The organism is Lentibacillus sediminis, assembly GCF_002763455.1.
In the GTDB taxonomy this organism is placed as follows: Bacteria; Bacillota; Bacilli; order Bacillales; family Amphibacillaceae; genus Lentibacillus_D; species Lentibacillus_D sediminis_A.
Genome location: NZ_NIXK01000009.1, coordinates 1 through 25842 on the forward strand (window position 1 = coordinate 1; position 25842 = coordinate 25842).

Annotated in this window: 23 protein-coding genes, 1 rRNA gene and 2 other annotated features; all 24 genes read left to right on the top strand. The window is 48.6% G+C overall.

Annotated features, from left to right (window positions below):
• The 24 genes from rrf (at window position 1) to rpoB (ending at window position 25801) form a co-directional block, all read left to right on the top strand.
• Window positions 1-115 (top strand): 5S ribosomal RNA (gene rrf, locus CEG13_RS14490).
• 601 nt (window positions 116-716) lie between these two features.
• Window positions 717-1406 (top strand): MgtC/SapB family protein, encoded by a 690-nt coding sequence (locus tag CEG13_RS14495; RefSeq protein WP_100012615.1) that lies wholly within the window; start codon window positions 717-719, stop codon window positions 1404-1406.
• 276 nt (window positions 1407-1682) lie between these two features.
• Window positions 1683-2150, top strand: coding sequence for a CtsR family transcriptional regulator (locus CEG13_RS14500; protein ID WP_100012616.1), 468 nt, complete (start codon window positions 1683-1685; stop codon window positions 2148-2150).
• A gap of 36 nt (window positions 2151-2186) precedes the next feature.
• Window positions 2187-2729, top strand: coding sequence for a protein-arginine kinase activator protein McsA (locus CEG13_RS14505; protein WP_100012617.1), 543 nt, complete (start codon window positions 2187-2189; stop codon window positions 2727-2729).
• Window positions 2726-3790, top strand: a complete 1065-nt coding sequence (locus CEG13_RS14510; RefSeq protein WP_100012618.1) for a protein-arginine kinase McsB — start codon at window positions 2726-2728, stop codon at window positions 3788-3790. Before CEG13_RS14505 ends, CEG13_RS14510 begins: the two co-directional genes overlap by 4 nt.
• Window positions 3791-3805: 15 nt before the next feature.
• Window positions 3806-6235 (top strand): ATP-dependent protease ATP-binding subunit ClpC, encoded by a 2430-nt coding sequence (clpC, locus tag CEG13_RS14515; RefSeq protein WP_100012619.1) that lies wholly within the window; start codon window positions 3806-3808, stop codon window positions 6233-6235.
• Window positions 6236-6462: 227 nt separating this feature from the next.
• Window positions 6463-7836: a DNA repair protein RadA gene (gene radA / locus CEG13_RS14520; RefSeq protein ID WP_100012620.1), complete on the top strand. Its 1374-nt coding sequence runs from the start codon at window positions 6463-6465 to the stop codon at window positions 7834-7836.
• Window positions 7837-8161: 325 nt separating this feature from the next.
• Window positions 8162-9259: a PIN/TRAM domain-containing protein gene (locus CEG13_RS14525; RefSeq protein ID WP_100012621.1), complete on the top strand. Its 1098-nt coding sequence runs from the start codon at window positions 8162-8164 to the stop codon at window positions 9257-9259.
• Between the two features lie 606 nt (window positions 9260-9865).
• The gene (gltX, locus tag CEG13_RS14535) at window positions 9866-11335 is read left to right on the top strand and encodes a glutamate--tRNA ligase (protein ID WP_100012623.1); all 1470 of its coding nucleotides are present in this window, start codon (window positions 9866-9868) and stop codon (window positions 11333-11335) included.
• 44 nt (window positions 11336-11379) lie between these two features.
• Window positions 11380-11597, top strand: a binding site (T-box leader).
• Between the two features lie 618 nt (window positions 11598-12215).
• Window positions 12216-12887 (top strand): serine O-acetyltransferase, encoded by a 672-nt coding sequence (cysE, locus tag CEG13_RS14545; protein ID WP_100012625.1) that lies wholly within the window; start codon window positions 12216-12218, stop codon window positions 12885-12887.
• Complete coding sequence (cysS, locus tag CEG13_RS14550; RefSeq protein ID WP_100012626.1) at window positions 12868-14268, top strand: cysteine--tRNA ligase; 1401 nt, start codon at window positions 12868-12870, stop codon at window positions 14266-14268. Before cysE ends, cysS begins: the two co-directional genes overlap by 20 nt.
• Before the next feature lie 2 nt (window positions 14269-14270).
• Window positions 14271-14696: a Mini-ribonuclease 3 gene (locus CEG13_RS14555; RefSeq protein WP_100012627.1), complete on the top strand. Its 426-nt coding sequence runs from the start codon at window positions 14271-14273 to the stop codon at window positions 14694-14696.
• Window positions 14671-15414: a 23S rRNA (guanosine(2251)-2'-O)-methyltransferase RlmB gene (gene rlmB, locus CEG13_RS14560; RefSeq protein WP_100012628.1), complete on the top strand. Its 744-nt coding sequence runs from the start codon at window positions 14671-14673 to the stop codon at window positions 15412-15414. The genes CEG13_RS14555 and rlmB overlap by 26 nt, the downstream gene beginning before the upstream one ends.
• A gap of 3 nt (window positions 15415-15417) precedes the next feature.
• Window positions 15418-15927, top strand: a complete 510-nt coding sequence (locus tag CEG13_RS14565) for an NYN domain-containing protein (RefSeq protein ID WP_100012629.1) — start codon at window positions 15418-15420, stop codon at window positions 15925-15927.
• 182 nt (window positions 15928-16109) lie between these two features.
• Entirely contained in the window at window positions 16110-16760 is a 651-nt protein-coding gene (gene sigH, locus CEG13_RS14570) for an RNA polymerase sporulation sigma factor SigH (RefSeq protein WP_100012740.1), read from the top strand.
• 90 nt (window positions 16761-16850) lie between these two features.
• A complete protein-coding gene (gene rpmG / locus CEG13_RS14575) occupies window positions 16851-16997 on the top strand; it encodes a 50S ribosomal protein L33 (RefSeq protein ID WP_420843804.1) in 147 nt (48 codons plus the stop codon).
• A gap of 41 nt (window positions 16998-17038) precedes the next feature.
• Window positions 17039-17212 (top strand): preprotein translocase subunit SecE, encoded by a 174-nt coding sequence (gene secE / locus CEG13_RS14580; RefSeq protein WP_100012631.1) that lies wholly within the window; start codon window positions 17039-17041, stop codon window positions 17210-17212.
• A 124-nt stretch (window positions 17213-17336) separates the two neighbouring features.
• Window positions 17337-17873: a transcription termination/antitermination protein NusG gene (nusG, locus tag CEG13_RS14585; RefSeq protein ID WP_100012632.1), complete on the top strand. Its 537-nt coding sequence runs from the start codon at window positions 17337-17339 to the stop codon at window positions 17871-17873.
• A 361-nt stretch (window positions 17874-18234) separates the two neighbouring features.
• Window positions 18235-18660 (top strand): 50S ribosomal protein L11, encoded by a 426-nt coding sequence (gene rplK / locus CEG13_RS14590; protein WP_143469681.1) that lies wholly within the window; start codon window positions 18235-18237, stop codon window positions 18658-18660.
• A gap of 178 nt (window positions 18661-18838) precedes the next feature.
• Window positions 18839-19531 (top strand): 50S ribosomal protein L1, encoded by a 693-nt coding sequence (rplA, locus tag CEG13_RS14595; protein WP_100012633.1) that lies wholly within the window; start codon window positions 18839-18841, stop codon window positions 19529-19531.
• Window positions 19532-19580: 49 nt separating this feature from the next.
• Window positions 19581-19730, top strand: a sequence feature (ribosomal protein L10 leader region).
• Between the two features lie 50 nt (window positions 19731-19780).
• Complete coding sequence (gene rplJ / locus CEG13_RS14600; RefSeq protein WP_100012634.1) at window positions 19781-20284, top strand: 50S ribosomal protein L10; 504 nt, start codon at window positions 19781-19783, stop codon at window positions 20282-20284.
• 55 nt (window positions 20285-20339) lie between these two features.
• Window positions 20340-20705, top strand: a complete 366-nt coding sequence (rplL, locus tag CEG13_RS14605) for a 50S ribosomal protein L7/L12 (protein WP_100012635.1) — start codon at window positions 20340-20342, stop codon at window positions 20703-20705.
• A gap of 504 nt (window positions 20706-21209) precedes the next feature.
• Entirely contained in the window at window positions 21210-21812 is a 603-nt protein-coding gene (locus tag CEG13_RS14610; RefSeq protein ID WP_100012636.1) for a class I SAM-dependent methyltransferase, read from the top strand.
• Window positions 21813-22264: 452 nt separating this feature from the next.
• On the top strand, window positions 22265-25801 hold the full coding sequence (gene rpoB / locus CEG13_RS14620; RefSeq protein ID WP_100012638.1) for a DNA-directed RNA polymerase subunit beta: 3537 nt from the start codon (window positions 22265-22267) through the stop codon (window positions 25799-25801).
• Window positions 25802-25842 lie beyond the last annotated feature (41 nt).

Consider the following 25842-nt stretch of genomic DNA (forward strand, 5'->3'; position numbering starts at 1 on the left):
CTGGCAGCAATGGCGGAGAGGCCACACCTGTTCCCATGCCGAACACAGCAGTTAAGCTCTCCAGCGCCGATGGTAGTTGGGGCCTTGCCCCTGCAAGAGTAGGACGCCGCCAGGCAATCGAATAAGCAAAAAAGCTGAGGAGCCAAAAGCCCCTCAGCTTTTTTAGCAAATAAGAATGTATATTCTTTCTTATCCTGTATAAGTGCGAGCTTTGGCTTGGCGCCACAACTTTAGCATAAATACGTTCCTGTTGCACAGGAAGCAATGGAGCCTTGATGGTAAGTTAGGTTTTAAAATTACTTGGGAAACCAGAGAGTGTATTACATCACGGGTTTCCAGAGTCTGGAGATATGTGTCTCACTTTGGCAGTGAGGGCCCTTTAGTCCGGTAAGTCCTTAAAAATACTGTGTTATGGCGTTTTCGGCCAACCAAGGCTGATTTTTTTAATAGAGGATATTCATTAATTAAAGAGAATCAGAGATGATCTCCCGGTTTGTGTATGACTGAATTTGATCACGGCAGGAGCAGCAAGCGGAAATTAACTTGATTGTGTTTCAGGATAAATTATAGGGGATAGACATATATATGAAGAAGCTCAGTACTCTGTTTTGGCAGCTCTTATTTTGCATTAAGTGAAGGTAAGACCTGCCCCAACAAAATTGGCGATAAGTCATAATTCGTAATTAATTAATCGGGAAAAGGGGGGATGCGAGGCCATGGATGCATTATTGGCCCCAATGTTGGGGGAGAATTTTGGGCTGATGATGGTGCGGGTGCTGGTTGCACTGGTGTTATCTGGTGTTATCGGTTTTGAACGGGAAATGAATAACCATTCTGCGGGGTTTCGCACCCATATTCTTGTCGGGGTGGGAGCATGTTTAATGATGCTTCTTTCCTTATTTGGGTTTGTCGAGTTTATGGAAGAGTATGACAATGTGCGGTTTGACCCGGCGAGAATTCCCTCCTATGTCATCAGCGGCATCGGATTTCTCGGGGCAGGAACGATTATTGTCTACGGAGGGACGATCCGCGGGCTGACCACAGCTGCCTCGATCTGGACGGTTGCCGGGATCGGGCTTGTGGTAGGTGCTGGCATGTACGGACCTGCCGTGTTTACGACGTTGATCATCCTGTTAAGCCTGGTCTTTCTGAACAACTTTGAGAAAATGTTTACCAAATCCAGATCGTCCAGTATGATAGAGATTGTGGCATTAAATGATTTAAAAATTCAAGATGTGGTCACTATTGTGGAGAAATATGAGCTGATTATTAAAAGTGTGGAGATTGTGAAGTCAGAAAACAATGCACGGCGCATTTTTATTAAGACGGAACCAGTTATCGAAACGGATCAGCTTGCGTTGTATGAGGAAATTTCCCGTATAGAACAAGTAAGGAATATTAATTAGACGGCTGTCTGGGGAGAAGAGGCTTCCCGGGATGCTGTGCAGGCAGGAAGTGTTTTATCTTTCCTGTTTGCTTACATAAAGGGGCCCAAACTCTACAAACATCCAATGGAAAAACTTTACACATAAAACATGCTGTAAGGTTTTTTCTTTATTTAATTTGTCAATGCTGTTTTAGAGAACTTTGGGTTGGCATTCCAGTGTTTTTCGCGTATAATAAAAATATAGTCAAAGATAGTCAAAGTCAAAGGAAATGACCAAGGTGAGGGGGTGGGCATGATGAGCAACATTTCTGATGTGATTGAGCAATATTTAAAAAAGATTTTGCAGCGCGAAGGCCAGAATACAGTGGAAATCAAGAGAAGCGAAATTGCCGATCAGTTTCAGTGTGTGCCCTCGCAGATAAATTATGTGATTAAGACGCGTTTTACTGTGGAAAAAGGATATATAGTGGAAAGCAAACGCGGCGGCGGAGGGTATATCCGGATTATCAGGGTCATGCATCAGGAGCATTCTGAACTTATTGATGAAATTATTGAAATGATTAACCCGACCGTCACGCAGCAGGCTGCGGTAGATGTGTTGGAGAGGCTGCTGGAGGAAAATCTGGTAACCCAGCGGGAAGCAAAGATTATGCTGAGTGCGCTGGACCGGAGCACGCTGGCATTTCAACTGCCGCTTCGGGATGAAGTGCGCGCCCGTGTGATGACCGCGATGCTTTCCACATTGAAATATTTAAATAAATAACGTTTCAGAAATCCTTACCCAAAGGGGGCGACAATAATGGAATGCCAGGACTGCCATAAGCGACCCGCGACCGTCCATTTTTCCCAATCCATTAATGGGAACAAAACGGAAATACATGTATGTGAAGTCTGTGCCAAGGAAAATGGATACATGCCCTATCAGGAAGAAGGGTATGGCCTCCATCATTTGATTACAGATCTGTTTAACATTGATTCGGCAATAACCGGGGCGCAGGGGAGCAAGCAGCAATTTAAGCAAATACAGGAGACGAAATGTCCGCAATGCGGCATGGGACTGTCTGAATTTAAGCGGATTGGAAAATTTGGCTGTGCCTCCTGCTATGAAACATTTTCTTCCAGGCTGGATCCGATTTTTCGCCGGGTGCATTCCGGGAACACAAAGCATTTCGGAAAAATTCCCAAACGCAGGGGCGGCGATTTGCGCAAACGGAAAGAGCTGGATGCCTACAAAGAAGAACTGGATCGTCTGATTAAAGAAGAAGCCTTCGAGGAGGCGGCAGAGGTACGAGATAAGATCAAGGCACTAAAAGGCGGATCGGAAACGGGGGAGAAGGAATGACCTTACAGCATTTTATGAAGGAAGCAATCAGTCCATGGATGCGTGATGAGGGCCCGGATTCCGACATTGTTTTAAGCAGTCGTATCCGCTTGGCGCGCAACTTTTCGGATATATCTTTTCCTCTGGCAGGAAATAAAGAAAAATTGCAGGAGATCCGGCAGTTCTTCCAGAATAAGTATGAACATGAGTCTTTTCAGGACTATGAGGATTTTGCACTGCTCTCCATGGAGGATTTAACGGCTGTAGAAAAACGCGTACTGGTGGAGAAGCATCTGATCAGTCCGCATTTGGCTAAAAATCAGCATGCTGGCGCGGCGCTGATTTCGCAAAACGAACAGGTGTCGATCATGGTTAATGAAGAAGACCATATTCGGCTGCAGCTGTACTTTCCTGGCTTCCAGCTGACCGAGGCACTGGAAAAGGCGTTTGAGCTGGATGACTGGCTGGAGGAAAAAATCGATTATGCGTTTGATGAGACGAGAGGCTATTTGACGAGCTGTCCGACCAATGTCGGCACAGGGATGCGTGCTTCGGTGATGATGCATTTGCCGGCACTTGCCATGACCAAGCAGATCAACCGGATGATTCCGTCGATTAACCAGCTGGGACTGGTCGTGCGCGGAATTTACGGAGAAGGAAGCGAGGCGCGCGGCAGTATTTTTCAGATTTCCAACCAGATCACCTTAGGGATTACCGAAGAGGATATCATCGGCGACCTGCGCGGTGTTGTGAAGCAGCTGATTGAGCATGAACGAAAAGCGCGCACCCGGCTGATGGAGCAGTCAGGCAAGCAGTTGGAAGACCGGATTCACCGCTCTTACGGGGTGCTGGAACATAGTCGGATTATCGAGTCCAAAGAGGCTGCGATATGCTTGTCCAATGTCCGGCTTGGTATTGATTTAGGGATGATTGAGCAAGTCTCCCGCAACATTTTGAATGAACTGGTGATTCTTACACAGCCGGGATTTCTGCAACAATATGCAGAAAAGACGCTTTCGGCAAGTGAGCGCGATGAACTCAGGGCCACGCTGATCCGCGAACGGCTGCAATTGGAGAAATAGATTGGAGGAAGAACGATGATGTTTGGACGTTTTACCGAAAGAGCGCAAAAAGTATTGGCTTTATCCCAGGAAGAAGCGGTCCGGCTTGGCCATAACAACATCGGCACGGAACATATTCTGCTTGGGCTTGTCCGTGAAGGGGAAGGCATTGCTGCCAAAGCGTTGCAGTCTTTAGGGCTGGAAGTTTCCAAGATCCAGGAAGAGGTGGAGGAGCTGATTGGTGTTGGCAAACAGCCGATGCAATCGATCCACTACACCCCTAGAGCGAAAAAAGTTGTGGAATTATCCCAGGATGAAGCAAGGAAGCTTGGGCATTCTTACGTGGGTTCTGAGCATATTCTGCTTGGGCTGATTCGTGAAGGCGAAGGGGTTGCTGCACGGGTGCTGAACAATCTTGGTGTCAGCCTGAATAAAGCGAGACAGCAGGTGCTGCAGCTCTTGGGCAGCAATGAATCACAAGGTGGCCGGCAGGGGCGCGGGGCACAGCAGTCCACCGCCAACACGCCAACACTGGATTCACTGGCAAGAGATTTAACAGTAATTGCCAAAGAAGGCAGCATTGACCCGGTGATTGGCCGTGCCAAGGAAATTGAGCGGGTGATACAGGTATTAAGCCGCCGCACCAAGAACAATCCGGTGTTAATCGGGGAGCCTGGTGTTGGTAAAACAGCTGTGGCAGAGGGCCTTGCCCAGCAGGTGATTGACGGGGAGGTACCGGAAACACTGCGCGATAAACGGGTAATGACCCTGGATATGGGTACCGTGGTTGCCGGAACGAAATACCGCGGGGAATTTGAAGACCGTCTGAAAAAGGTAATGGAAGAGATCCGCCAGGCGGGGAATATCATTCTGTTTATTGATGAACTGCACACTTTGATTGGTGCTGGCGGTGCAGAAGGAGCAATTGATGCATCAAATATTTTAAAACCATCGCTCGCACGCGGGGAATTGCAGTGCATTGGTGCGACGACACTTGATGAATACCGCAAATATATTGAAAAAGATGCTGCTCTTGAGCGGAGGTTCCAGCCGATCCAAGTCGATGAACCGACACTGGAAGAAACGGTGCAGATTTTAAATGGACTGCGTGACCGCTATGAAGCACATCACCGTGTGACGATCACCGATGAGGCAGTGGAGGCAGCAGCCAACCTGTCCCACCGTTATATTACCGACCGTTTCCTGCCGGATAAAGCGATTGACCTGATTGACGAGGCAGGCTCCAAAGTGCGCCTTCAATCCTATACCGTTCCTCCGAATTTGAAAGAGCTGGAGCAGCGGCTGGAAGAGGTACGCAAGGAAAAGGACGAATCGGTGCAAAGCCAGGAATTTGAAAAAGCTGCTTCTTTAAGAGATAACGAGCAGCGGTTGCGCGAAGAACTTGAGGAAACGAAAAAGGACTGGAAGGAAAAACAGGGCAAAACGGACTCCAAAGTGACCGTGGAGGATATTGCCAGTGTTGTTTCCATCTGGACCGGGGTGCCGGTTTCCCGCTTGACCAAAGATGAGAGTGAGCGGCTTTTGAATATGGAAGAGACGCTGCACAGCCGGGTGATCGGGCAGGAAGAAGCGGTGGATGCAGTAGCCAAAGCCATCCGCCGTGCCCGATCTGGCTTGAAAGACCCGAAACGTCCGATTGGTTCGTTTATTTTCCTTGGACCAACAGGGGTCGGGAAAACCGAACTGGCCCGTGCGCTGGCAGAGACCATGTTCGGCGATGAGGAGTCGATGATCCGGATTGATATGTCCGAGTATATGGAGAAACACTCCACGTCCCGTCTGGTTGGTTCCCCTCCCGGCTATGTCGGCTATGAAGAAGGCGGTCAGCTGACGGAAAAAGTCCGCACCAAGCCATATTCGGTCGTATTATTGGATGAAGTGGAAAAAGCCCATCCGGAAGTATTCAACGTCCTCCTGCAGGTGCTGGAAGACGGACGGCTTACCGATTCCAAAGGCCGGGTGGTTGACTTCCGCAACACCGTACTGATCATGACATCCAATGTCGGTGCTGATGAACTGCGCCGCAATAAACATGTTGGTTTTAATCTGGAAGATGAATCGCAGGATTACAAAAGTATGAAATCCAAGGTCACGGACGAAATGAAAAAAGCGTTCCGTCCAGAGTTTCTCAACCGGATTGATGAAACAATTGTCTTCCATTCCCTGGAGAGAAAACACATGAAAGACATTGTGCTTCTCATGGTCGAACAGCTGCAGGAACGTCTGAAAGAACAGGAAATCGAGTTTACGCTGACGGATAAAGCAGTGGATAAAATCGCCAATGAAGGCTTTGATCCGGAATACGGTGCGCGTCCGCTCCGCCGGTCCATCCAGAAAAATATCGAGGACCTGCTTTCCGAGGAGCTGCTTAAGGAAACCATATCCAAAGGGGAAAAAGTGAAAATCGGTCTCAACAACAAGGGTGAATTTATCATTCTCCCATGATTTGAGCCATGGCAAAGATAAGCTGGAAGTGTGATCTTCCGGCTTTTTGCCTATTAGGTGCGGGTTTTTCGGATTTCTATCCTATATAAGTGCCACGAAGGCATTTGCGCGAAAGCAAAATTGTGGCATGACTTAGGTAAGGATTACTAGAAAATGAAAGGAATCTGTAACCTGCCAGCGATGATTTTTTTATATAATAGAGAATAAGGGGAAGGGACCTGAGGAATATGGCTAAGCGCAAAACAAAGTATGTTTGTCAGGAATGCGGGTATGAGTCACCCAAATGGATGGGCAAATGCCCGGGCTGCAATAACTGGAATACGATGGTGGAAGAGATCGAGGCAGCAGGGGCCCCACGCGGACGTCAGACTGCAGGAGGCCTGAGGACCACCGGCAAACCGGAAAAAATCACCGCGATTGAATCACAGAAGGAGCCGCGCATCACCACGGAGATGAAGGAATTTAACCGAGTGCTTGGCGGCGGCATTGTGCCAGGCTCGCTTGTTTTAGTCGGCGGGGATCCCGGAATTGGCAAGTCCACATTGCTTTTGCAGATTTCTTCCCAGCTTGCAGAAAAACAGCTGCCGGTTTTATATATTTCCGGGGAGGAATCGCCGAGACAAACGAAGCTGCGTGCAGAGCGGCTGGGGATCCGTTCCGATTTACTGTATGTGCTGGCGGAAACGAACTTATTTGATATCTCCAAACAAATTGAAGAAATTCAGCCCTCTTTGGTGGTCGTTGACTCGATTCAGACGATCTATCGGGAAGAGGTGACCAGCGCGCCCGGCAGTGTTTCTCAAGTTCGGGAGAGTACAAGTGAATTAATGAAAATCGCCAAAACCGGCGGGATTCCCATTTTTATCGTCGGTCATGTAACGAAGGAAGGGTCGATCGCCGGACCGAGGCTGCTGGAGCATATGGTGGATGCAGTGCTTTATTTCGAGGGAGAGCGGCATCATGCGTACCGGATTCTGCGTGGGGTGAAGAACCGTTTTGGCAGCACGAATGAAATGGGAATTTTTGAAATGAAGGAAGAAGGAATGCGGGAGGTCATGAACCCGTCGGAAATTTTCCTGGAAGAGCGTTCTCAAGGGGCGGCCGGCTCGACGGTGGTTGCTTCCCTGGAAGGGACCAGGCCGGTGCTTGTCGAGATTCAGGCGCTGATTTCGCCGTCCAGCTTCGGCAACCCGAGAAGGATGGCCACAGGCGTTGACAATAGCCGGGTGCCGCTGTTGATGGCCGTGCTGGAAAAGCGTGTCGGACTGCTGTTGCAGAATCAGGACGCATATATTAAAGTGGCGGGCGGTGTCAAGCTGGATGAGCCGGCGATTGATCTGGCGATTGCTGTCAGCATTGCCTCAAGCTTTCGTGATCAGCCGACAAAACCGGATGATATTTTTATCGGAGAGGTTGGGCTGACAGGGGAAGTGCGCCGGGTCTCCCGCATTGAGCAGCGGGTACAGGAAGCGGCCAAGCTTGGCTTTCAGCGGGTGATTTGCCCGCAGAAAAACCTCGATGGCTGGAATCCGCCGGGAAATATTGAAATTGTTGGCGTGCAGACTGTTAAGGAAGCGCTGGATACGAGTCTGGAAAGATAGAACCAAAAGCGGAAGTGCCCTTACAGGCTAAGAACGCCACCTCCTGTGGCAACGCCTGTACTAGCACGTCCTGTGCGTCGTAGCGACGTATGGGCTGCGCCTGGCCATACCAGGTGGATCAGCGTTGCTGCAGGCTTAGAGAAAAAGGACCGGCATATCTGCTAAAGAACTTAACAACCGGTAGCAGGCATGCGGCTGATTTTTCTAAAAAAATTGATAATTGATCATTGATATGTTACAATTTAATTGCACTTATAGCGTTTATACTGAAATGGGGATTATTTTTCGTTTCACAAGGTAATAATAAGGATAGGAGGTGACAGTGGTGCTTAAAACGGTTGTGTATTTATTTTTTATTATTTTAGGCGGAACCATTGGGTATTTATACATTCCGTATATTATTAACATGTTAGACTTTACGGATGCAGTCTGGGCAACATCACCGTATTTCGGGATGATTATCGGGGCTATTATATTATTCTTTATTTCTTACTGGCTGGCTGATTATATTGTGGGGTTTCTGAAATGGATTGAGGATGCACTGGTCAAGCTTCCAGCGGTGGATTTGTTTTTTGGAAGTCTCGGGCTGATTGTGGGACTGGTTATTTCTTATTTCATTAACCGTCCGCTGCAGGATATTAATATTGCGGTAGTCTCTCAATTGCTTCCTCTGTTTATTATGATTCTGCTTGGCTATTTTGGCTTCCAGATGGGATTCAGGCGCCGGGAGGAATTTGTGAATCTGCTAAGCAAAAAAGAGCGGGACAAACGCAAGCCCCAGGAGCAGGGAGAAGAGGAAGTGCAAACACCAAAGCCGAAATCGAAAATACTTGATACAAGTGTGATTATTGACGGCCGTATCGCGGATATTTGCCAGACGAATTTCCTGGAAGGAACGATTGTCATTCCGCAGTTCGTGCTTGGTGAGCTGCAGCATATCGCGGATTCATCCGATGCCCTGAAGCGTAACCGGGGGCGGCGCGGGCTTGACGTTTTGAACAGAATTCAGAAGGAACTGCCGGTGACGGTGGAAATTTATGAAGGCGACTTTGAAGAAATCTCCGAAGTCGACAGCAAGCTGATCAAGCTGGCCAAAGTGATGGATGGTATTGTAGTGACGAATGACTTTAATCTCAACAAAGTATGTGACCTGCAAGGTGTGCCAGTGCTGAATATCAATGATCTGGCCAATGCGGTCAAACCTGTCGTGCTGCCGGGTGAGGAATTGGTGGTGCAGGTGATTAAAGACGGAAAAGAACATAATCAGGGTGTTGCGTATTTGGATGACGGCACCATGATTGTGGTGGAAGAAGGACGCAATTATATCGGCAAAACGATTGAGGTATTGATCACCAGCGTTCTGCAGACTTCTGCGGGCCGGATGATCTTTGCCAAACCAAAATTACTTGAAAAAGCGCAGTAAAACAGGTATAACTTATAGAGGATGCAAAAAGTGATAACATGTAATTGTTATCACTTTTTATTCGAACAGGAACGTTGATCAGAACACATATTTTTTCTTTAGATAACTTAAATAAAGGCCTTTTTCGTAAGCTTTGTTGTTTTTCGCAGTTGATGGAAAATGCGACAGAGTGCTCGTTGATTTCCGCTGCGGGCAGTCGCTTTCCGCGGGAAGCTGCCGAGCCCCCTTGTGCTGGCGCACGGCGGGGTCTCGCCTAGGCTTTTCTTCCCGCAGGAGTCGACTGCCCTCCGCTCCAATCAACCATTAACAAAGTAAATAGCTGTTATGGTTATAAATGTGAGAAAGTTGCAAAGCACATTCTCAGCGGAGGAAATGCACGAAGACTCCTGCGGGAGGAATGGCATCGGTGAGACCCCTCAAGCGGAGTCAGCGCGAGGAGGCTCACCAGCCACCCGCGGAAAGCGAAGTGCATTTCCGGAGCGGTGGATTCGTTCACAGTTTATAGATATTGTGATAAAAACAACAAACGCTTTTCGGTGGGACGGGTAACCGCAGTCCCATTCTTTTAGAAAACAGCCTAAATAAATCAAGAGAGGAAGAGCACCGATGACAAAAGAAGTTCGTGTGCGCTATGCGCCGAGCCCGACCGGCCACCTGCATATCGGGAATGCGCGTACCGCTTTGTTTAATTACCTGTATGCCAAGCATTTTGACGGGAAATTCATTATCCGTACCGAGGACACCGATGAGAAACGCAATGTGGAAGGCGGAGAAGAAAGCCAATTGAAATTCCTCAAATGGCTTGGAATTGAATGGGATGAAGGTACCGATATCGGCGGAAACTACGGCCCATACCGTCAGACAGAGCGTTTGGATATTTATCAAAAATATGTAAATGAGCTGCTGGAAAAAGACATGGCCTATAAATGCTATATGACAGAAGAAGAGCTGGAAAAAGAGCGCGAGGAGCAGCGGGCGAACGGACAAGTCCCGAAATACTCCGGAGCGCACCGAAATTTGAGCGAAGAAAAAATTGCCCAATTTGAGGCGGAAGGGCGTACACCGAGCATTCGCTTGCGCGTGCCGGAAAACCGCACCTATACGTTCCATGATATCGTTCGCGGCAACATCACGTTCGAATCAAGTGATTTCGGCGACTGGGTAATCGTGAAGAAAAATGGCATCCCGACGTATAATTTTGCAGTGGCGATTGATGACCACCATATGGAGATCTCCCATATCCTGCGCGGGGAGGAGCATATTTCCAATACGCCTAAGCAGATGATGGTCTATGAAGCGTTTAACTGGGAGCAGCCACAGTTCGGCCATATGACGTTGATTTTAAACGAAGAGCGCAAGAAGCTGAGCAAGCGGGACGAGCATATCCTGCAGTTTATCGAACAGTATAAAAACCTTGGCTATTTGCCGGAAGCATTGTTTAACTTCATTACCCTGCTTGGCTGGTCTCCGGTTGGCGAGGAAGAGATTTTTGATAAAGAGACACTGATCGATATTTTTGATCCGGAACGCCTCTCCACCTCTGCGGCTATTTTTGACCGGCATAAGCTGCGCTGGATGAACAATGAATATATTAAGGCAGCAGATCTCGACCGGGTGATCAACCTGGCTATGCCGCATCTGATTAAGGCCGAAAAGCTGCCGGAAGATATGTCGGCAGAGAAGCGTGTGTGGGCAGAAAACGTCATCGCGCTGTACAGGGAGCAACTTCGATATGGTGCGGAAATTGTCGAATTGACCGAGCTGTTCTTCCAGCAGGAAATCAGCTATGAGGAAGGCGCCATGGATGTGCTGCAGCAGGAACAGGTGCCAGAGGTGCTGCAGGTGTTTACCGATAAATTGATCCACCTGGATACCTGGGAGAAGGGTGAGATCAAAGCCCAGTTCAAAGCAACTCAAAAAGAAACCGGCCATCGCGGCAAAAAGCTGTTCATGCCAATCCGGGTGGCAACGACCGGACAGACGCACGGGCCGGAACTGCCACTCGCGATTGAACTGCTTGGCAAAGAAACGGTGCTCAAACGGCTTGATGATTTGCTGAAACAGCTTGGAGCCTAATTCATTCACAAATATGCGGATATGTAATATAGTAAAGGTAAATAAAGTGAATGCGGATGAGGAAAAGTAGAAAACGTGTGACTTACCAAGAGAGAATCACAGTTGCTGGGAGTGATTTTAAGCGCCGTTTTTGAAGTGCCCCTCGGAGTCCGTCATGGAAATACAGTACATGACGGCGGAACTCTCCCGTTATGAGAGCGAAAGTGGAGGAAGTTTTAGCCCTCCAAACAGAGTGGAACCGCGCTTATCCGGCGCCTCTGTGTCATCCGGCACAGGGGCGCTTTTTAGTTGCTTTTTGTAAGGCTGTTTTTTGAAAAACGTAAATCAAAAGGGATGGTTGTCATCGCCGCTGCGGAAATACCCTTCGCTTTCCGCGGGAGGCTGGCGAGCCCCCTCGTGCTTTCGCACTTCGGGGTCTCACCGAAGCCTTTCCTCCCGCAGGAGTCTCGGGGTATTTCCTCCGCTGGTGACGTGTTTTGAAACTTCCGGTCGAGGGCGAAAACTCCCGGTCGAGGGCGAGAACTTCCGGCCGAGAGGGGAAACTTCCGGCCGAGAGCGAGAACTTCAACCGGAGGGCGAGAACTTCAACCGGAGGGCGAGAACTTCAACCGGAGAGAGGAAACTTCAACCGGAGAGCGGGAACTTCAACCGGAGAGCGGAAACATCGACGGGAGAGCGAAAACATCGGCGGGAGAGCGAAAACATCGGCGGGAGAGGGAAAACTTCGGCGGGAGAACGAAAACTTCGGCCAGAGACCGGAAATTTCTGGTCGTGGCCGAAGTCTCCCCCTCTGAGAGTGATACTGTATTTCCTATCAACTACGATAAGAGCACTATAATCTTTTGTAAAGACTACAAACCCTCTGGGAGGAGGTTGTCATATGGGGATATTTAAGCGAATGAAAGAAGATATGGATGTTGTGTTTAGTCAGGATCCTGCTGCCCGGACCTATATTGAAGTGTTTCTCACCTATTCCGGACTGCATGCCATCTGGGCGCACCGGATCGCGCATGTGTTATATCACCGCCGTCTCTTTTTCCTGGCGCGGGCGGTATCACAAATCAGCCGCTTTATTACAGGGATTGAAATTCATCCCGGGGCAAAAATCGGCCGCCGTTTCTTTATTGACCACGGGATGGGGGTTGTAATTGGCGAGACATGTGAAATCGGCAATAATGTCACCATTTTCCAGGGGGTGACCCTGGGAGGAACCGGCAAGGAAAAGGGCAAGCGCCATCCGACGATTGAGGATAATGTCCTGGTTGCCACCGGCGCCAAGGTACTTGGCTCAATTACCATTGGGGAAAGTTCCAAAGTCGGCGGCGGGTCGGTCGTGTTGAAAGATGTACCGTCACATTCGACCGTGGTCGGCGTGCCGGGGAGAGTAGTGAAGCAAAACGGGGAAAAGATACGAACAGATCTCGACCATCATAAAATTCCGGATCCAGTTGCGGACAGGTGTAAGGAGCTTCAGCAGGAAGTGGATGAACTGAAAGCGGAAATTGCCAGCCTGAAACAAGGAGGAGCGGCTCATGCCAATAAAAATTTATAATACATTAACTCGTGAAAAAGAAACATTTAAACCAATTGAGGAAGGAAACGTCCGGATGTATGTGTGCGGCCCGACCGTCTACAATTACATCCACATTGGCAACGCCCGCCCGGCGATTGTCTTTGATTCCGTCCGCCGCTATCTGGAATACAGCGGCTATGATGTTGATTATGTGCTGAATTTCACCGATGTCGATGACAAAATCATTAAAGCGGCAAAAGAGGCCGGGGAGAATGTGCCGGAGGTTGCCGACCGCTATATCGATGCCTATCTGGAAGACGTCGAGGCACTTGGTGTGAAAAAAGCAACCCACAATCCGAGAGTAGTTGAGACGATGGATGATATTATCCGCTTCATCGAAGGACTCGTCGACAAAGGCTTTGCCTATGCGGTGGACGGGGATGTTTACTTCAAACCGCGTGCCTTTGACGGCTACGGCAAGCTTTCTCATCAGTCGATTGAAGAACTAAGGTCCGGTGCGCGAATTCAAATCGGCGAGAAAAAAGAAGATCCGCTTGATTTTGCGCTGTGGAAAAAGGCAAAAGAAGACGAAATTGCCTGGGATTCCCCGTGGGGTGAAGGGCGGCCCGGCTGGCATATTGAATGCTCGGCCATGGCCAAAAAGTACCTTGGCGAGACGATTGATATCCATGCCGGTGGACAGGATCTTGCTTTTCCGCACCATGAAAATGAAATTGCCCAGTCTGAAGCAATGAATGAGCAGCCGTTCGCCAATTACTGGATGCATAATGGGTATATTAATATTGATAATGAAAAAATGTCCAAATCCCTCGGCAATTTCGTGCTGACCCGCGAGCTGATTGAACAGCACGACCCTGAGGTGATCCGCTTTTTCATGCTGAGTGTTCACTACCGGCATCCGATTAATTTTACCCACGAACTGCTGGAAGGGGCGAAAAACAGCCTGGACCGGATTCGGACGGCCTACAGCAACCTGGAACATCGCAAAGCTTCCAGCATGAATCTGGCAGACAATGAAGCACAGTGGCTGGAAAAGGTGGAAGAGTTAAAAGCGCAATTTGCCCGCGAAATGGATGATGATTTTAACACGGCCAATGCGATTTCCGTTTTATTTGAATTAGCGAAAGAAGCGAATGTGTACCTGCAGGAAGACCAGACTGTCACCGGGGTGATCGAGGCTTTTCAGGTGGCTATCGAGGAACTGCTCGAGATTCTTGGCATTACCTTGTCGGAAGAAGAAGCTTTGCTGGATGAACAGATCGAGGCATTGATCAAGGAACGGAACGAGGCACGCAAAGAGCGGAATTTTGCCCGGGCGGATGAAATCAGAGACGCGCTAAAAGGTAAAGGCATCCTGTTGGAGGACACTCCACAAGGGGTGCGCTGGAAAAGAGGCTGACGATGGCACGTGACGCGAAACAAATGAAAAGCCTTGCCCTTGCCTATATGGGAGATGCGGTCTATGAAGTTTATATAAGGGAGTATTTGATCGGGAGCGGCCAGGTGCAACCGAATAAACTGCACCAGCGGGCGGTTGGCTATGTGGCTGGCAAACAGCAGGCAGCCGTAATCCGGCACTGGCTGGAAACAGGTTTTCTGACAGAAGAGGAAGAGCGGATTGCGGCAAGAGGAAGGAATGCCAAATCCGGCTCTGTTCCGAAAAATACCAGTGTGCAGACCTATCGCTACGCTACAGCATTTGAAGCAGTGATCGGCTACGTTTATCTCGAGGAGCAAAAGGAGCGGCTGGCCGAATTAATGCAGGACGCGGTAAATGTGATCGAAAGGAGGAGGGGACAGGATGGATCAGGAACTAATAATCGGTAAAAATCCGGTGCTTGAAGCATTGACCTCGGGGCATCCGGTCAACAAAGTGCTCGTATCCGAACAGCTCAACCCCCGGGTGCAGGGAAAAATCGTCCAGGAAGGAAAAGCAGCGGGAACGATTGTGCAAAAAGTGCCCCGTCACAAGCTGGATCAGCTATCGTCCGGCAATCACCAGGGTGTGATCGCCTATGTGGCTGCCTATGAGTACGCCAGTCTGGACGATTTGTTTCAGCGGGCAGAGGAAAAAGGGGAAGAACCGTTTTTTATCCTATTGGACGAGCTGGAAGATCCGCATAACCTCGGCTCGATTTTGCGCACGGCCGATGCTGTCGGTGCGCATGGAGTGGTTATTCCGAAGCGGCGCTCTGTTGGATTGACGCAGACAGTTGCCAAAACGGCGGCAGGTGCACTAGAGCATATACCAGTTGCCCGTGTGACCAACATGGCAAACACGATCGATGAATTAAAGGAACGCCCCGTCTGGGTTGTCGGTACGGAAGCAGAGGCCACGGAGGATTACCGCCAGCTGGACGGGACCCTGCCAATTGCTCTGGTGATCGGAAATGAGGGCAAGGGGATGAGCAGGCTAGTCCGGAAAAAATGCGACTGGACGGTGAGCCTGCCAATGCGCGGCCGCGTTTCTTCCCTGAATGCATCTGTCGCATGCAGCCTGCTGCTGTATGAGGTCTACCGCAAAAGGTTCCCAGTCGGTGATTAACGGATGGATGTATTAGTAGTAGACGGGTATAACGTGATTGGCGCATGGGAGGAACTGGACAAGCTGAAACAGAAGGATATGGCGGCTGCCCGCGACCGGCTGATCGAAGTAATGGCTGAGTATCAGGCATATTTGGGCAGGCGCGTGATTGTCGTATTTGATGCCTATTATGTCCAGGGGATTTCCAGCAAGTATCGCACCCATAAGGTGGAAGTGATTTTTACCAAGGAAAAAGAAACCGCTGATGAATGCATTGAGCGGCTTGTCAAAGGATTAAAAAATGTCCGGAACCAGGTGTATGTCGCTACCTCTGACTATGCCGAGCAGCGGACGATCTTTGGACGGGGTGCCTTGAGAATATCCGCACCGGAGCTGTATATGGAATGGCGCAACATCGAGCGGGAAATCAGTGAGAGTATTGAGGAGCATAAAAACGTAAAGCCACAGTCGAAAATTGTGCTTGACGCCGATATCTTAGAGAAATTTGAAAAATGGCGCAGAGGGGATGGGTAAGCGTGACGAATGCTGTCGAATCGCCTATTCTCCCCCATTTTGCCTGTTGACTCTCTGCAAGCGCTTAGGTATAATACGTCTTAATAAGACAGGCGGGGACAAAAGATGCATCGTTAGAATTTCAGCCTGCAGGAACTTGTACTTTTGTATAGAGACAAAAGGCAAGTTGGGGGGTCTTCTTGGTGAATGTCAGTCAACTAGAGAAAGATAAAATTAACTTGCACACACTTGATGATGACAGAATATTGATGCTGATTCATGGGGGCAACAGCCATGCGCTGGACTTTTTAATACATAAATACCGGAGTTTTGTCTGGGCCAAAGCTCGCACGTATTTTCTGGTCGGGGCGGATAAGGAGGATATTACCCAAGAAGGTATGATTGGGCTGTACAAAGCGATCCGTGATTATGATGGGGACAGGCAGGCATCCTTTAAGGTATTTGCCGAGCTTTGCATTACCAGGCAGATTATCACGGCAATCAAGACAGCGACCAGGCAGAAGCATGTTCCGCTGAATTCCTATATTTCGCTGGACAAGCCATTGTTTGAAGAGGAATCCGAACGTACCCTGCTGGATGTAATTGCAGGCTCCAAGGCGATCGACCCGCAGGAATTGCTGGTTGGCCGGGAAAAAATTGGCGACATGGAAGGTAAATTGTCTGAAATTTTGAGCGAGTTCGAAAAGGAAGTCCTCAAACTTTATCTTGATGGTCAGACGTATCAGGAAATTTCTCTTGAACTGAAGCGGCATGTGAAATCAATTGACAATGCGCTGCAGCGGGTGAAACGCAAGCTTGAGCAGATCATCGCAGCGAAAAAGGTGCTTCAATAGCTGCGGTATTCGGCCTGGGGCAGCGTTGACACAAGCCCTTAACCGTGCTACATTAGTAGATGTGCAAATCCCTGGAAATGGGGTGTCGTGATGAAAAAAATAACCTTGGCCTGTTCCGTTTGTTTAAGCAGGAATTATACAACGAACAAAAATGCAGCCACCCATCCTGCAAGACTGGAAGCCAGGAAATACTGCAAAACATGTGGTATGCATACCTTGCATCGCGAGACAAAGTAAATATAAACGTCGGGTTTTCGGGCAGAGTGAGGGGGTACACCATGTTTAAATTCTTGAAAAATGTATCCAGAGAGATGAAGAAGGTCAGCTGGCCTAAAGGCAGGGAATTGACAACCTACACCATTACGGTTATTGCTACGGTGGCTTTCGTTGCAGTTTTCTTTTTCGTTGTCGATCTGGGAATCTCGCAGGCTTTAAATACTTTTTTTGAATAATTTCATTCTCATTATGCTATAATGGAGATAGATAAACTTACGTCGCGCAAAAAACCCGGTTGTCGGGTTTTTTAATTTGAGCAAATTAAGATAAAGGGAGGGACGGACAGCGGTCCTTAAGTAAATGGAGAAAAACTGGTATGTGATTCATACGTATTCCGGCTATGAAAACAAGGTAAAGATGAATTTGGAAAAACGTGTCGAAACAATGGGAATGGAAGACAAGATTTTTCGGGTGATCGTGCCGGAAGAGGAAGAAACAGAGATTAAAAACGGGAAGAAGAAAGTAGTCAAAAAGAAATTTTTCCCTGGCTATGTCCTAACCGAAATGGTAATGACCGATGATTCCTGGTATGTTGTGCGCAATACGCCGGGAGTGACCGGATTTATCGGATCAAGCGGGGGAGGCGCCAAGCCGACACCGCTGCTTCCTGAGGAGATTGACTCCCTGCTCAAGAAAATGGGTGTTGGCGGCGGTCCGGTGCAGGTTGAATTCGAATTGAAGGAAAACGTTAAGGTGACGGACGGGCCATTTACTGATTTCGCCGGCACCGTCGAGCATATCGACGCCGACAAGCAGAAGGTCAAAGTCCATGTTAACATGTTTGGCCGGGAAACTCCGGTGGAATTGGATTTCGCTCAGGTAGAGAAAATCAATTAATCTGCTGCAGATCTTGTTTTTACAGAAATGACTAAGCAACTATTTCCATATTAGCAGCCCGGATACACGTAGACTCGTGGGGGAGGATAGGCATCGGTGAGACTACTAAGAATAGGGTAGACAAGGAGGCTCACCAGCCGCCCCCGGAAAGCGAAGTGTATCCGAACTGCGGGTCAGACAGCAACAACCAATGCGAAAACATCCTCAGAAAAATGTGAGGAGTCGCTTGCATTAATTTCTAATCTATGCTAAAATTCTTTTGTTATTCATGGTCTGAAAAGTTCAGGCTGAAATTGGAGTGGGAGGGGACCCAATAAGCAGGCCCCTATTACCACATCACGGACTTAAGGAGGTGTGTCTCGTGGCTAAAAAAGTAATTAAATTAGTAAAATTGCAGATTCCTGCTGGAAAAGCGAACCCAGCACCACCGGTTGGGCCGGCTCTGGGTCAGGCAGGTGTTAATATCATGGGATTTTGTAAGGAATTCAACGCACGCACGCAAGAACAGGCGGGTACGATTATTCCTGTAGAGATCACGGTATTTGAAGACCGTTCTTTTACATTTGTGACAAAAACTCCACCTGCTGCTGTTCTTTTGAAAGAAGCAGCTGGCATTCAAACTGCTTCAGGGGAGCCAAATCGCAACAAGGTCGCCAATGTAACGCGCGATCAGGTTAAAGAAATTGCTGAAACAAAAATGCAGGATCTTAACGCTGCCGATGTAGATGCAGCAATGCGCATGGTTGAAGGCACAGCCCGCAGCATGGGCATCACGATCGAAGGTTAAGTAAAAAAGTGCAGGTTGCGATGGATTCGTTCCCGCAACCTTTTTCACGAGGCAGAGGCAGGGATACTCACATTTAGAATGGGCTCCTTGCACTTGAACCTCTGGCATCCGGAAAAGAATGTTCTTTTTCGCGTGGGAGGTCTTACCGTTAAAACCACAATCAAGGAGGATTTAAACAATGGCAAAAAGAGGTAAAAAGCATCAAGAAGCCGTCAAGCTTGTTGATCGCTCCAAACAATATGAAGTATCAGAAGCAGTTGCCTTGGCAAAAGAAGCTGCCAAAGCAAATTTTGATGAAACAGTAGAGGCTGCATTCCGCTTGGGCGTTGACCCGAAAAAAGCGGACCAGCAAATCCGCGGGGCGCATGTATTGCCGCACGGAACCGGGAAAACCCAGCGCGTTCTGGTATTTGCCAAAGGCGATAAAGCGAAGGAAGCAGAAGCAGCCGGAGCGGATTATGTCGGAGAGTCCGACTACATCGATCAAATCAACAAAGGCTGGTTTGAATTTGATGTCGTTGTTGCGACACCGGACATGATGGCAGAAGTCGGAAAACTTGGCCGTGTCCTCGGACCAAAAGGCTTGATGCCGAATCCGAAAACCGGAACAGTGACATTCGAAGTGGAGAAAGCCGTACAGGATATCAAAGCTGGTAAAGTCGAGTATCGTGTCGACAAATCTGCTAATATCCATGTGCCAATCGGAAAGCTTTCGTTTGATAACGACAAGCTAATCGAGAACTTCAATTCGATTACTGACCAGCTTGTAAAAGTAAAACCGCAAAGCTCCAAAGGCGTTTACTTGAAAAATGTTTCGATCGCTTCCACGATGGGACCTGGAATCCGAGTGGACGTTTCCAGCTTCCGCTAAGCCGGGTGTTGACATAGCTGAACCAATCGGATATAATGAGTCTCGTTGTAAATAAAAATACGTTGTACCGTAGACAGCAGGAGCGACATGTCGCTTAATGGCCTGCCGAGGTGTTTTTAAAGCATATCAAACAATTCTTATGTCCGGATTGTCTGTGTGAAAAGCCTCCATGTCTCGTGGGGGCTTTTTTCATGGCATCCGACGGTGAATAGGAAACGGTATAATGAATGTCAATTAGGAGGTGGAAGAATGTCCAATATTATCGAGCAGAAGAAACAAGTGGTCGAGGAGATCACGGATAAATTTCGTCAAAGCCAGACAACCCTGATTGTAGACTATCGCGGGTTGGATGTGGCGGAAGTAACAGAATTGCGCAAAGAACTTCGCGAGGCCGGCATTGATTTTAAAGTGTACAAAAACACCATGACACGCCGCGCTGTGGAGAACGTGGAATTGACTGACCTCAACGAGCTGTTGACAGGACCGAATGCGGTAGCCTTCAGTAATGACGATGTTGTCGCACCGGCACGAATTCTGAACGACTTTGCGAAAAAGCATGATGCACTGGAAATTAAAGGCGGAGTCATCGAAGGCCGTGTTGCCAGCCTGGATGAGATCAAAGAGCTTGCAACTCTTCCGGATTACGAAGGTATGGTATCCATGCTTCTCAGCGTGCTGCAGGCACCTATCCGCAACTTTGCTTATGCTGCAAAATCTGTGGCTGATCAAAAAGAAGAACAACAAGGCGCATAAATCTCGTGCGGGATATGCGTAATCATAAATAAAACCATTTAGGAGGATTTAAATCATGACGAACCAAGAAATGATCGACGCGATCAAAGAAATGTCCGTTCTTGAACTGAACGACTTAGTAAAAGCTATTGAAGAAGAATTCGGTGTAACTGCTGCTGCACCAGTTGCTGTTGCAGGCGGAGGCGGCGGAGAAGACGCTGCTGAAGAGCAAACCGAATTTGATGTAGTACTGACTGGCGCTGGAGATTCTAAAATCAAAGTGGTTAAAGCAGTACGCGAAATCACTGGTCTTGGCCTGAAAGACGCGAAAGATGTAGTTGACAATGCGCCGAAAGCAGTGAAAGAAGGCATCGCCAAAGAAGAAGCTGAAGAAATCAAAGGCAAACTTGAAGAAGTAGGCGCTTCTGTAGAAGTAAAATAATTAAAGCAATTCCATGAAAGCTCGTCGTCCTGCGGCGGGCTTTCTGTGATGTTGTGAGTGGAATGAAAAATGTGACTCGGCCTACCGCTGCGGAAATACCCTTCGCTTTCCGCGGGAAGCTGCCGAGCCCCCTTGTGCTGGCGCACGGCGGGGTCTCGCCTAGGCTTTTCTTCCCGCAGGAGTCTACGGGTATTTCCTTCGCTAGGGGTGTGCTTTTTAAGTTCAACGCACCTAGTTCTGTTTAATTAAGAAACAACAGCCGTAGATCAACCATCAAGAAAGCAGGCAACTTTTATTTGATTTTAAAGAACACACCACCAGCGGAGAAAATACATGGAGACTCCTGCGGGAGGAAAGGCATAGGTGAGACCCGCAGTGCGATAGCGCAAGGGGCTCACCAGCCTCCCGCGGAAAGCGGAATGTATTTCCGTAGCGGTAGGTTATGTCTCATACCTTTTAAAACAGCTTTCTCCTAAAATCACTCTATGAAAAGCAGGTGCCCAAATGGCTGATCATTACTTTTCTCAAACACCTCAATCCGAACGCTCGCCGAAGACATGGCAATACCGATTGCGCGGAACTATGTATACATTCACCAGTGATGTCGGGGTGTTTTCCAAAAATGAAGTTGACTTTGGGTCCCGGCTGCTGATTGAAGAATTCACCGAACCGGAGAAAGCTGGTGATTTTTTGGACTTGGGCTGCGGCTATGGACCGATCGGCATTGCGCTGGCAGACCATTACCCTGAGCGGCATATTGTCATGAGCGATGTGAACGAGCGGGCATTGGAATTGTCTAAAGAAAACGCAGCGCACAACCACGTCGAGAATGTCGCCATTTTACAGAGTGACCGCTTTGCTCAGTTGGAGAATCGCTCATTCGCTGCCATCATTACCAACCCGCCGATCCGTGCAGGAAAGCAAGTGGTTCATCAGATGTTTGAGGAATCTGCTAAAAGCCTGAAATCGGGCGGCGAACTATGGGTGGTCATTCAAAAGAAACAAGGGGCACCATCAGCAAAAAAGAAATTGGAATCGTTGTTTACCGAGGTGGACACAGTGGCCAGGGACAAAAGATATTATATCTTTAAAGCTGTTAATGTTTGACCCGCTCATCACGCTGTGATATGATAGGTAAATGCTAAGATGAGGATTCTTTTGTCAAGAGGAATTTTGATTTAATTAAAAGGTATATATTGCCGGTAATTGGAGACACTGATAGAATTGAGGATTCACCCATCATGCGCACTTTTAGCGCGGGTGTTTTAAAAAGAAGAGTCTCCTTGTTTTTTGAGCAGTTAAGAAAGCCTATTTTTCTTGCTGTAAAGAAATTCTGGCGACAAGCCGGTTTTTTCATGCAATACCCTCTAAAATCCGCCGAAAAACCTGCAATCTATTTCCGGTTACAGGTTTACTTCAGGCTGTTATAACAGCAGTCCCCGAGCGGGTTAATCATTCAATTGGAAAAACCATGCTGATATCCTCAGCAGCGTTTTTCTTCATATATATTCATTTCAGCACAAACATCTACAAAATGCTTGTTTTAAGGGGTGAAGCAGTTGACAGGTCAACTAGTTCAATATGGACGGCACCGCCAGCGCAGAAGCTATGCGCGTATCAGCGAAGTTTTAGAGCTGCCAAATCTGATCGAAATTCAAACCGCTTCCTATCAGTGGTTCCTGGAAGAAGGTTTGCGGGAAATGTTTAAAGACATTTCTCCGATTGAGGATTTTACAGGGAATCTATCACTGGAATTCGTCGATTACTCACTGGGTGAGCCCAAATATCCTGTGGATGAGGCCAAATCCAGAGACGTAACGTATAATGCTCCGCTTCAGGTAAAGGTTCGTTTGATCAATAACGAAACCGGTGAAGTAAAAGAGCAGGAAGTATTTATGGGAGATTTCCCGCTAATGACAGATACTGGAACGTTTATCATAAATGGGGCAGAGCGCGTTATCGTGTCCCAGCTTGTGCGTTCACCAAGTGTCTATTTTAATGAGAAAATGGATAAAAACGGCAAGCGCGGCGTGACCGCAACTGTGATCCCGAACCGCGGTGCGTGGCTGGAATTCGAAACAGATGCAAAAGATGTAGCTTACGTGCGCATTGACCGCACACGCAAATTGCCGATTACCGTGCTGTTAAGGGCACTTGGTTTTGGCACAGATCAGGAGATTATGGACCTGATCGGCGAGAACGAGTACTTGAAAAATACATTGGATAAAGATAACACAGAAACATCGGAGAAGGCGCTTCTGGAAATCTATGAGCGTCTGCGCCCCGGTGAGCCTCCGACCGTAGATAATGCGAAGAGCCTGCTGGTCTCCCGCTTCTTTGATCCGAAGCGTTATGATCTTGCCCGTGTCGGCCGCTACAAAATGAATAAAAAGCTGCACCTTAAAAACCGCTTGTTCAATCAGGTGCTGGCCGAGACAGTGGTCGATGAGGAAACAGGCGAAGTATTAGCGCAAAAAGGACAAAAATTAGAACGCAAGCTGTTAAATAAAATTATCCCATATATGGAAAAACAGGAAGATGCCTTGGGTGCGCGCACCCTTGACCCGCAAGATGGTGTATTGGAAGAGCCGATTCACCTGCAGTCGGTTAAAATCATTGACCCGACAGACCCTGAGGGTGAGCGCGAACTGACCGTTATTGGGAACAGCAATGTCGAGCGGGATGTGAAATACATTACGCCGGCTGATATTCTGTCATCTGTCAGCTATTTCTTCAACCTGCTTCATGAAGTGGGAGGAACGGACGATATTGACCACTTGGGCAACCGCCGTCTGCGTTCGGTTGGCGAATTGCTGCAGAACCAGTTCCGCATTGGTCTGTCCCGGATGGAGCGTGTGGTGCGGGAAAGGATGTCGATTCAGGACACATCGAGCATTACGCCACAGCAATTAATCAATATCCGGCCGGTAATTGCATCGATTAAAGAGTTCTTTGGCAGTTCCCAGCTCTCCCAGTTTATGGACCAGACCAATCCATTGGCGGAGCTGACGCATAAACGCAGGCTGTCTGCGCTCGGACCGGGTGGTCTGACTCGGGAGCGCGCCGGTTTCGAAGTGCGTGACGTGCACTATTCCCACTACGGGCGCATGTGTCCGATTGAAACGCCGGAGGGGCCGAATATCGGGCTGATCAACTCCTTGTCCAGCTATGCGAGGGTGAATGAGTTCGGCTTTATTGAAACACCTTACCGCCGGGTTGATCATGAAACAGGAAAAGTCACTGCGACGATCGATTACTTGACGGCTGACGAAGAGGATAATTATGTCGTGGCCCAGGCCAACGCCAAACTGAATGAGGATGGTACATTCCGCGACGAGGAAGTTATTGCCCGTTTCCGCGGAGATAACACCGTCGTAAAGCGGGAACAGCTCGATTACATGGACGTATCACCGAAACAGGTGGTGTCCGCTGCAACTGCGTGCATCCCATTTTTGGAAAACGATGACTCCAACCGTGCATTGATGGGTGCCAACATGCAGCGTCAGGCTGTTCCGCTGATGCAGCCGAGGGCGCCGATTGTCGGAACAGGCATGGAATATGTGAACGGGAAAGATTCCGGTGCGGCGATCATTTGCCGCAATGAAGGAATTGTCGAGCGGGTGGAAGCGAAAGAAGTCCATATCCGCCGCATTTCCGAAGTGGACGGAAAAGAAGTAGAGGGAGATATCGACCGCTACACCTTGCAGAAATATATCCGTTCCAACCAGGGAACCTGTTACAACCAGCGTCCGATTGTCAGTCAAGGCGACCGGGTAACGAAAGGCGAAGTACTGGCAGACGGACCTTCCATGGAAGACGGCGAACTGGCACTTGGCCAAAATGTGCTTGTCGGCTTCATGACATGGGAAGGCTACAACTATGAAGATGCGATCATCATGAGCGAACGGCTTGTGAAAGATGATGTTTATACTTCCATTCATATTGAAGAATACGAATCCGAAGCTCGTGATACGAAGCTTGGACCGGAAGAAATCACCAGAGATATTCCAAATGTCGGGGAAGATGCGCTGAAGAACCTCAATGAGGAAGGAATAATCCGTGTCGGCGCAGAAGTGACCGATGGTGATATTTTAGTAGGTAAAGTGACACCAAAAGGTGTTACCGAATTATCTGCAGAAGAGCGCCTGCTCCATGCAATTTTCGGCGAAAAGGCCCGTGAAGTCCGCGATACCTCGCTTCGTGTGCCGCATGGCGCCGGGGGGATCGTACTGGATGTGAAAATCTTTAACCGGGAAGACGGAGATGAACTGCCTCCTGGTGTCAATCAGCTGGTCCGTGCCTATATCGTGCAAAAGCGTAAGATCAACGAGGGCGACAAAATGGCCGGCCGCCACGGGAACAAAGGGGTTATCTCCAAAATCCTGCCGGAAGAGGATATGCCTTATTTGCCAGATGGCACGCCAATCGATATTATGCTCAACCCGCTTGGTGTACCGTCACGGATGAATATCGGACAGGTATTTGAAATGCATCTGGGAATGGCTGCCCGCCAGCTGGGTCTGCATGTAGCGACTCCGGTATTTGACGGAGCCAGAGAAGAAGATGTATGGGAAACCCTGCAAGAAGCAGGGATGTCCCGCGACGCCAAATCCATTCTCTATGACGGAAGAAGCGGAGAACCATTTGATAACCGTGTGTCTGTCGGTGTCATGTATATGATTAAGCTGTCACACATGGTTGATGATAAATTGCACGCCCGTTCTACTGGTCCTTATTCCCTTGTTACGCAGCAGCCGCTTGGCGGTAAAGCGCAATTTGGCGGACAGCGTTTCGGGGAAATGGAGGTTTGGGCACTGGAAGCTTATGGCGCAGCCTACACGCTCCAGGAGATCCTGACCGTGAAATCCGATGATGTTGTCGGCAGGGTGAGAACCTATGAATCCATTGTCAAAGGCGACAATGTCCCTGAGCCTGGAGTTCCGGAATCCTTCAAAGTACTGATTAAAGAGCTTCAGAGTCTGGGGATGGACGTTAAAATGCTTTCCAGTGACGAGCAGGAAATTGATATGCGCGAACTGGAAGAAGAGGACACACAAGCCGCAAGCAAGCTGAACGTAGAAGTCGGAGAAAATTAAAGCATGTTGGAAGACAGGCGCTCAAGAGTGCCGTCTTCCAG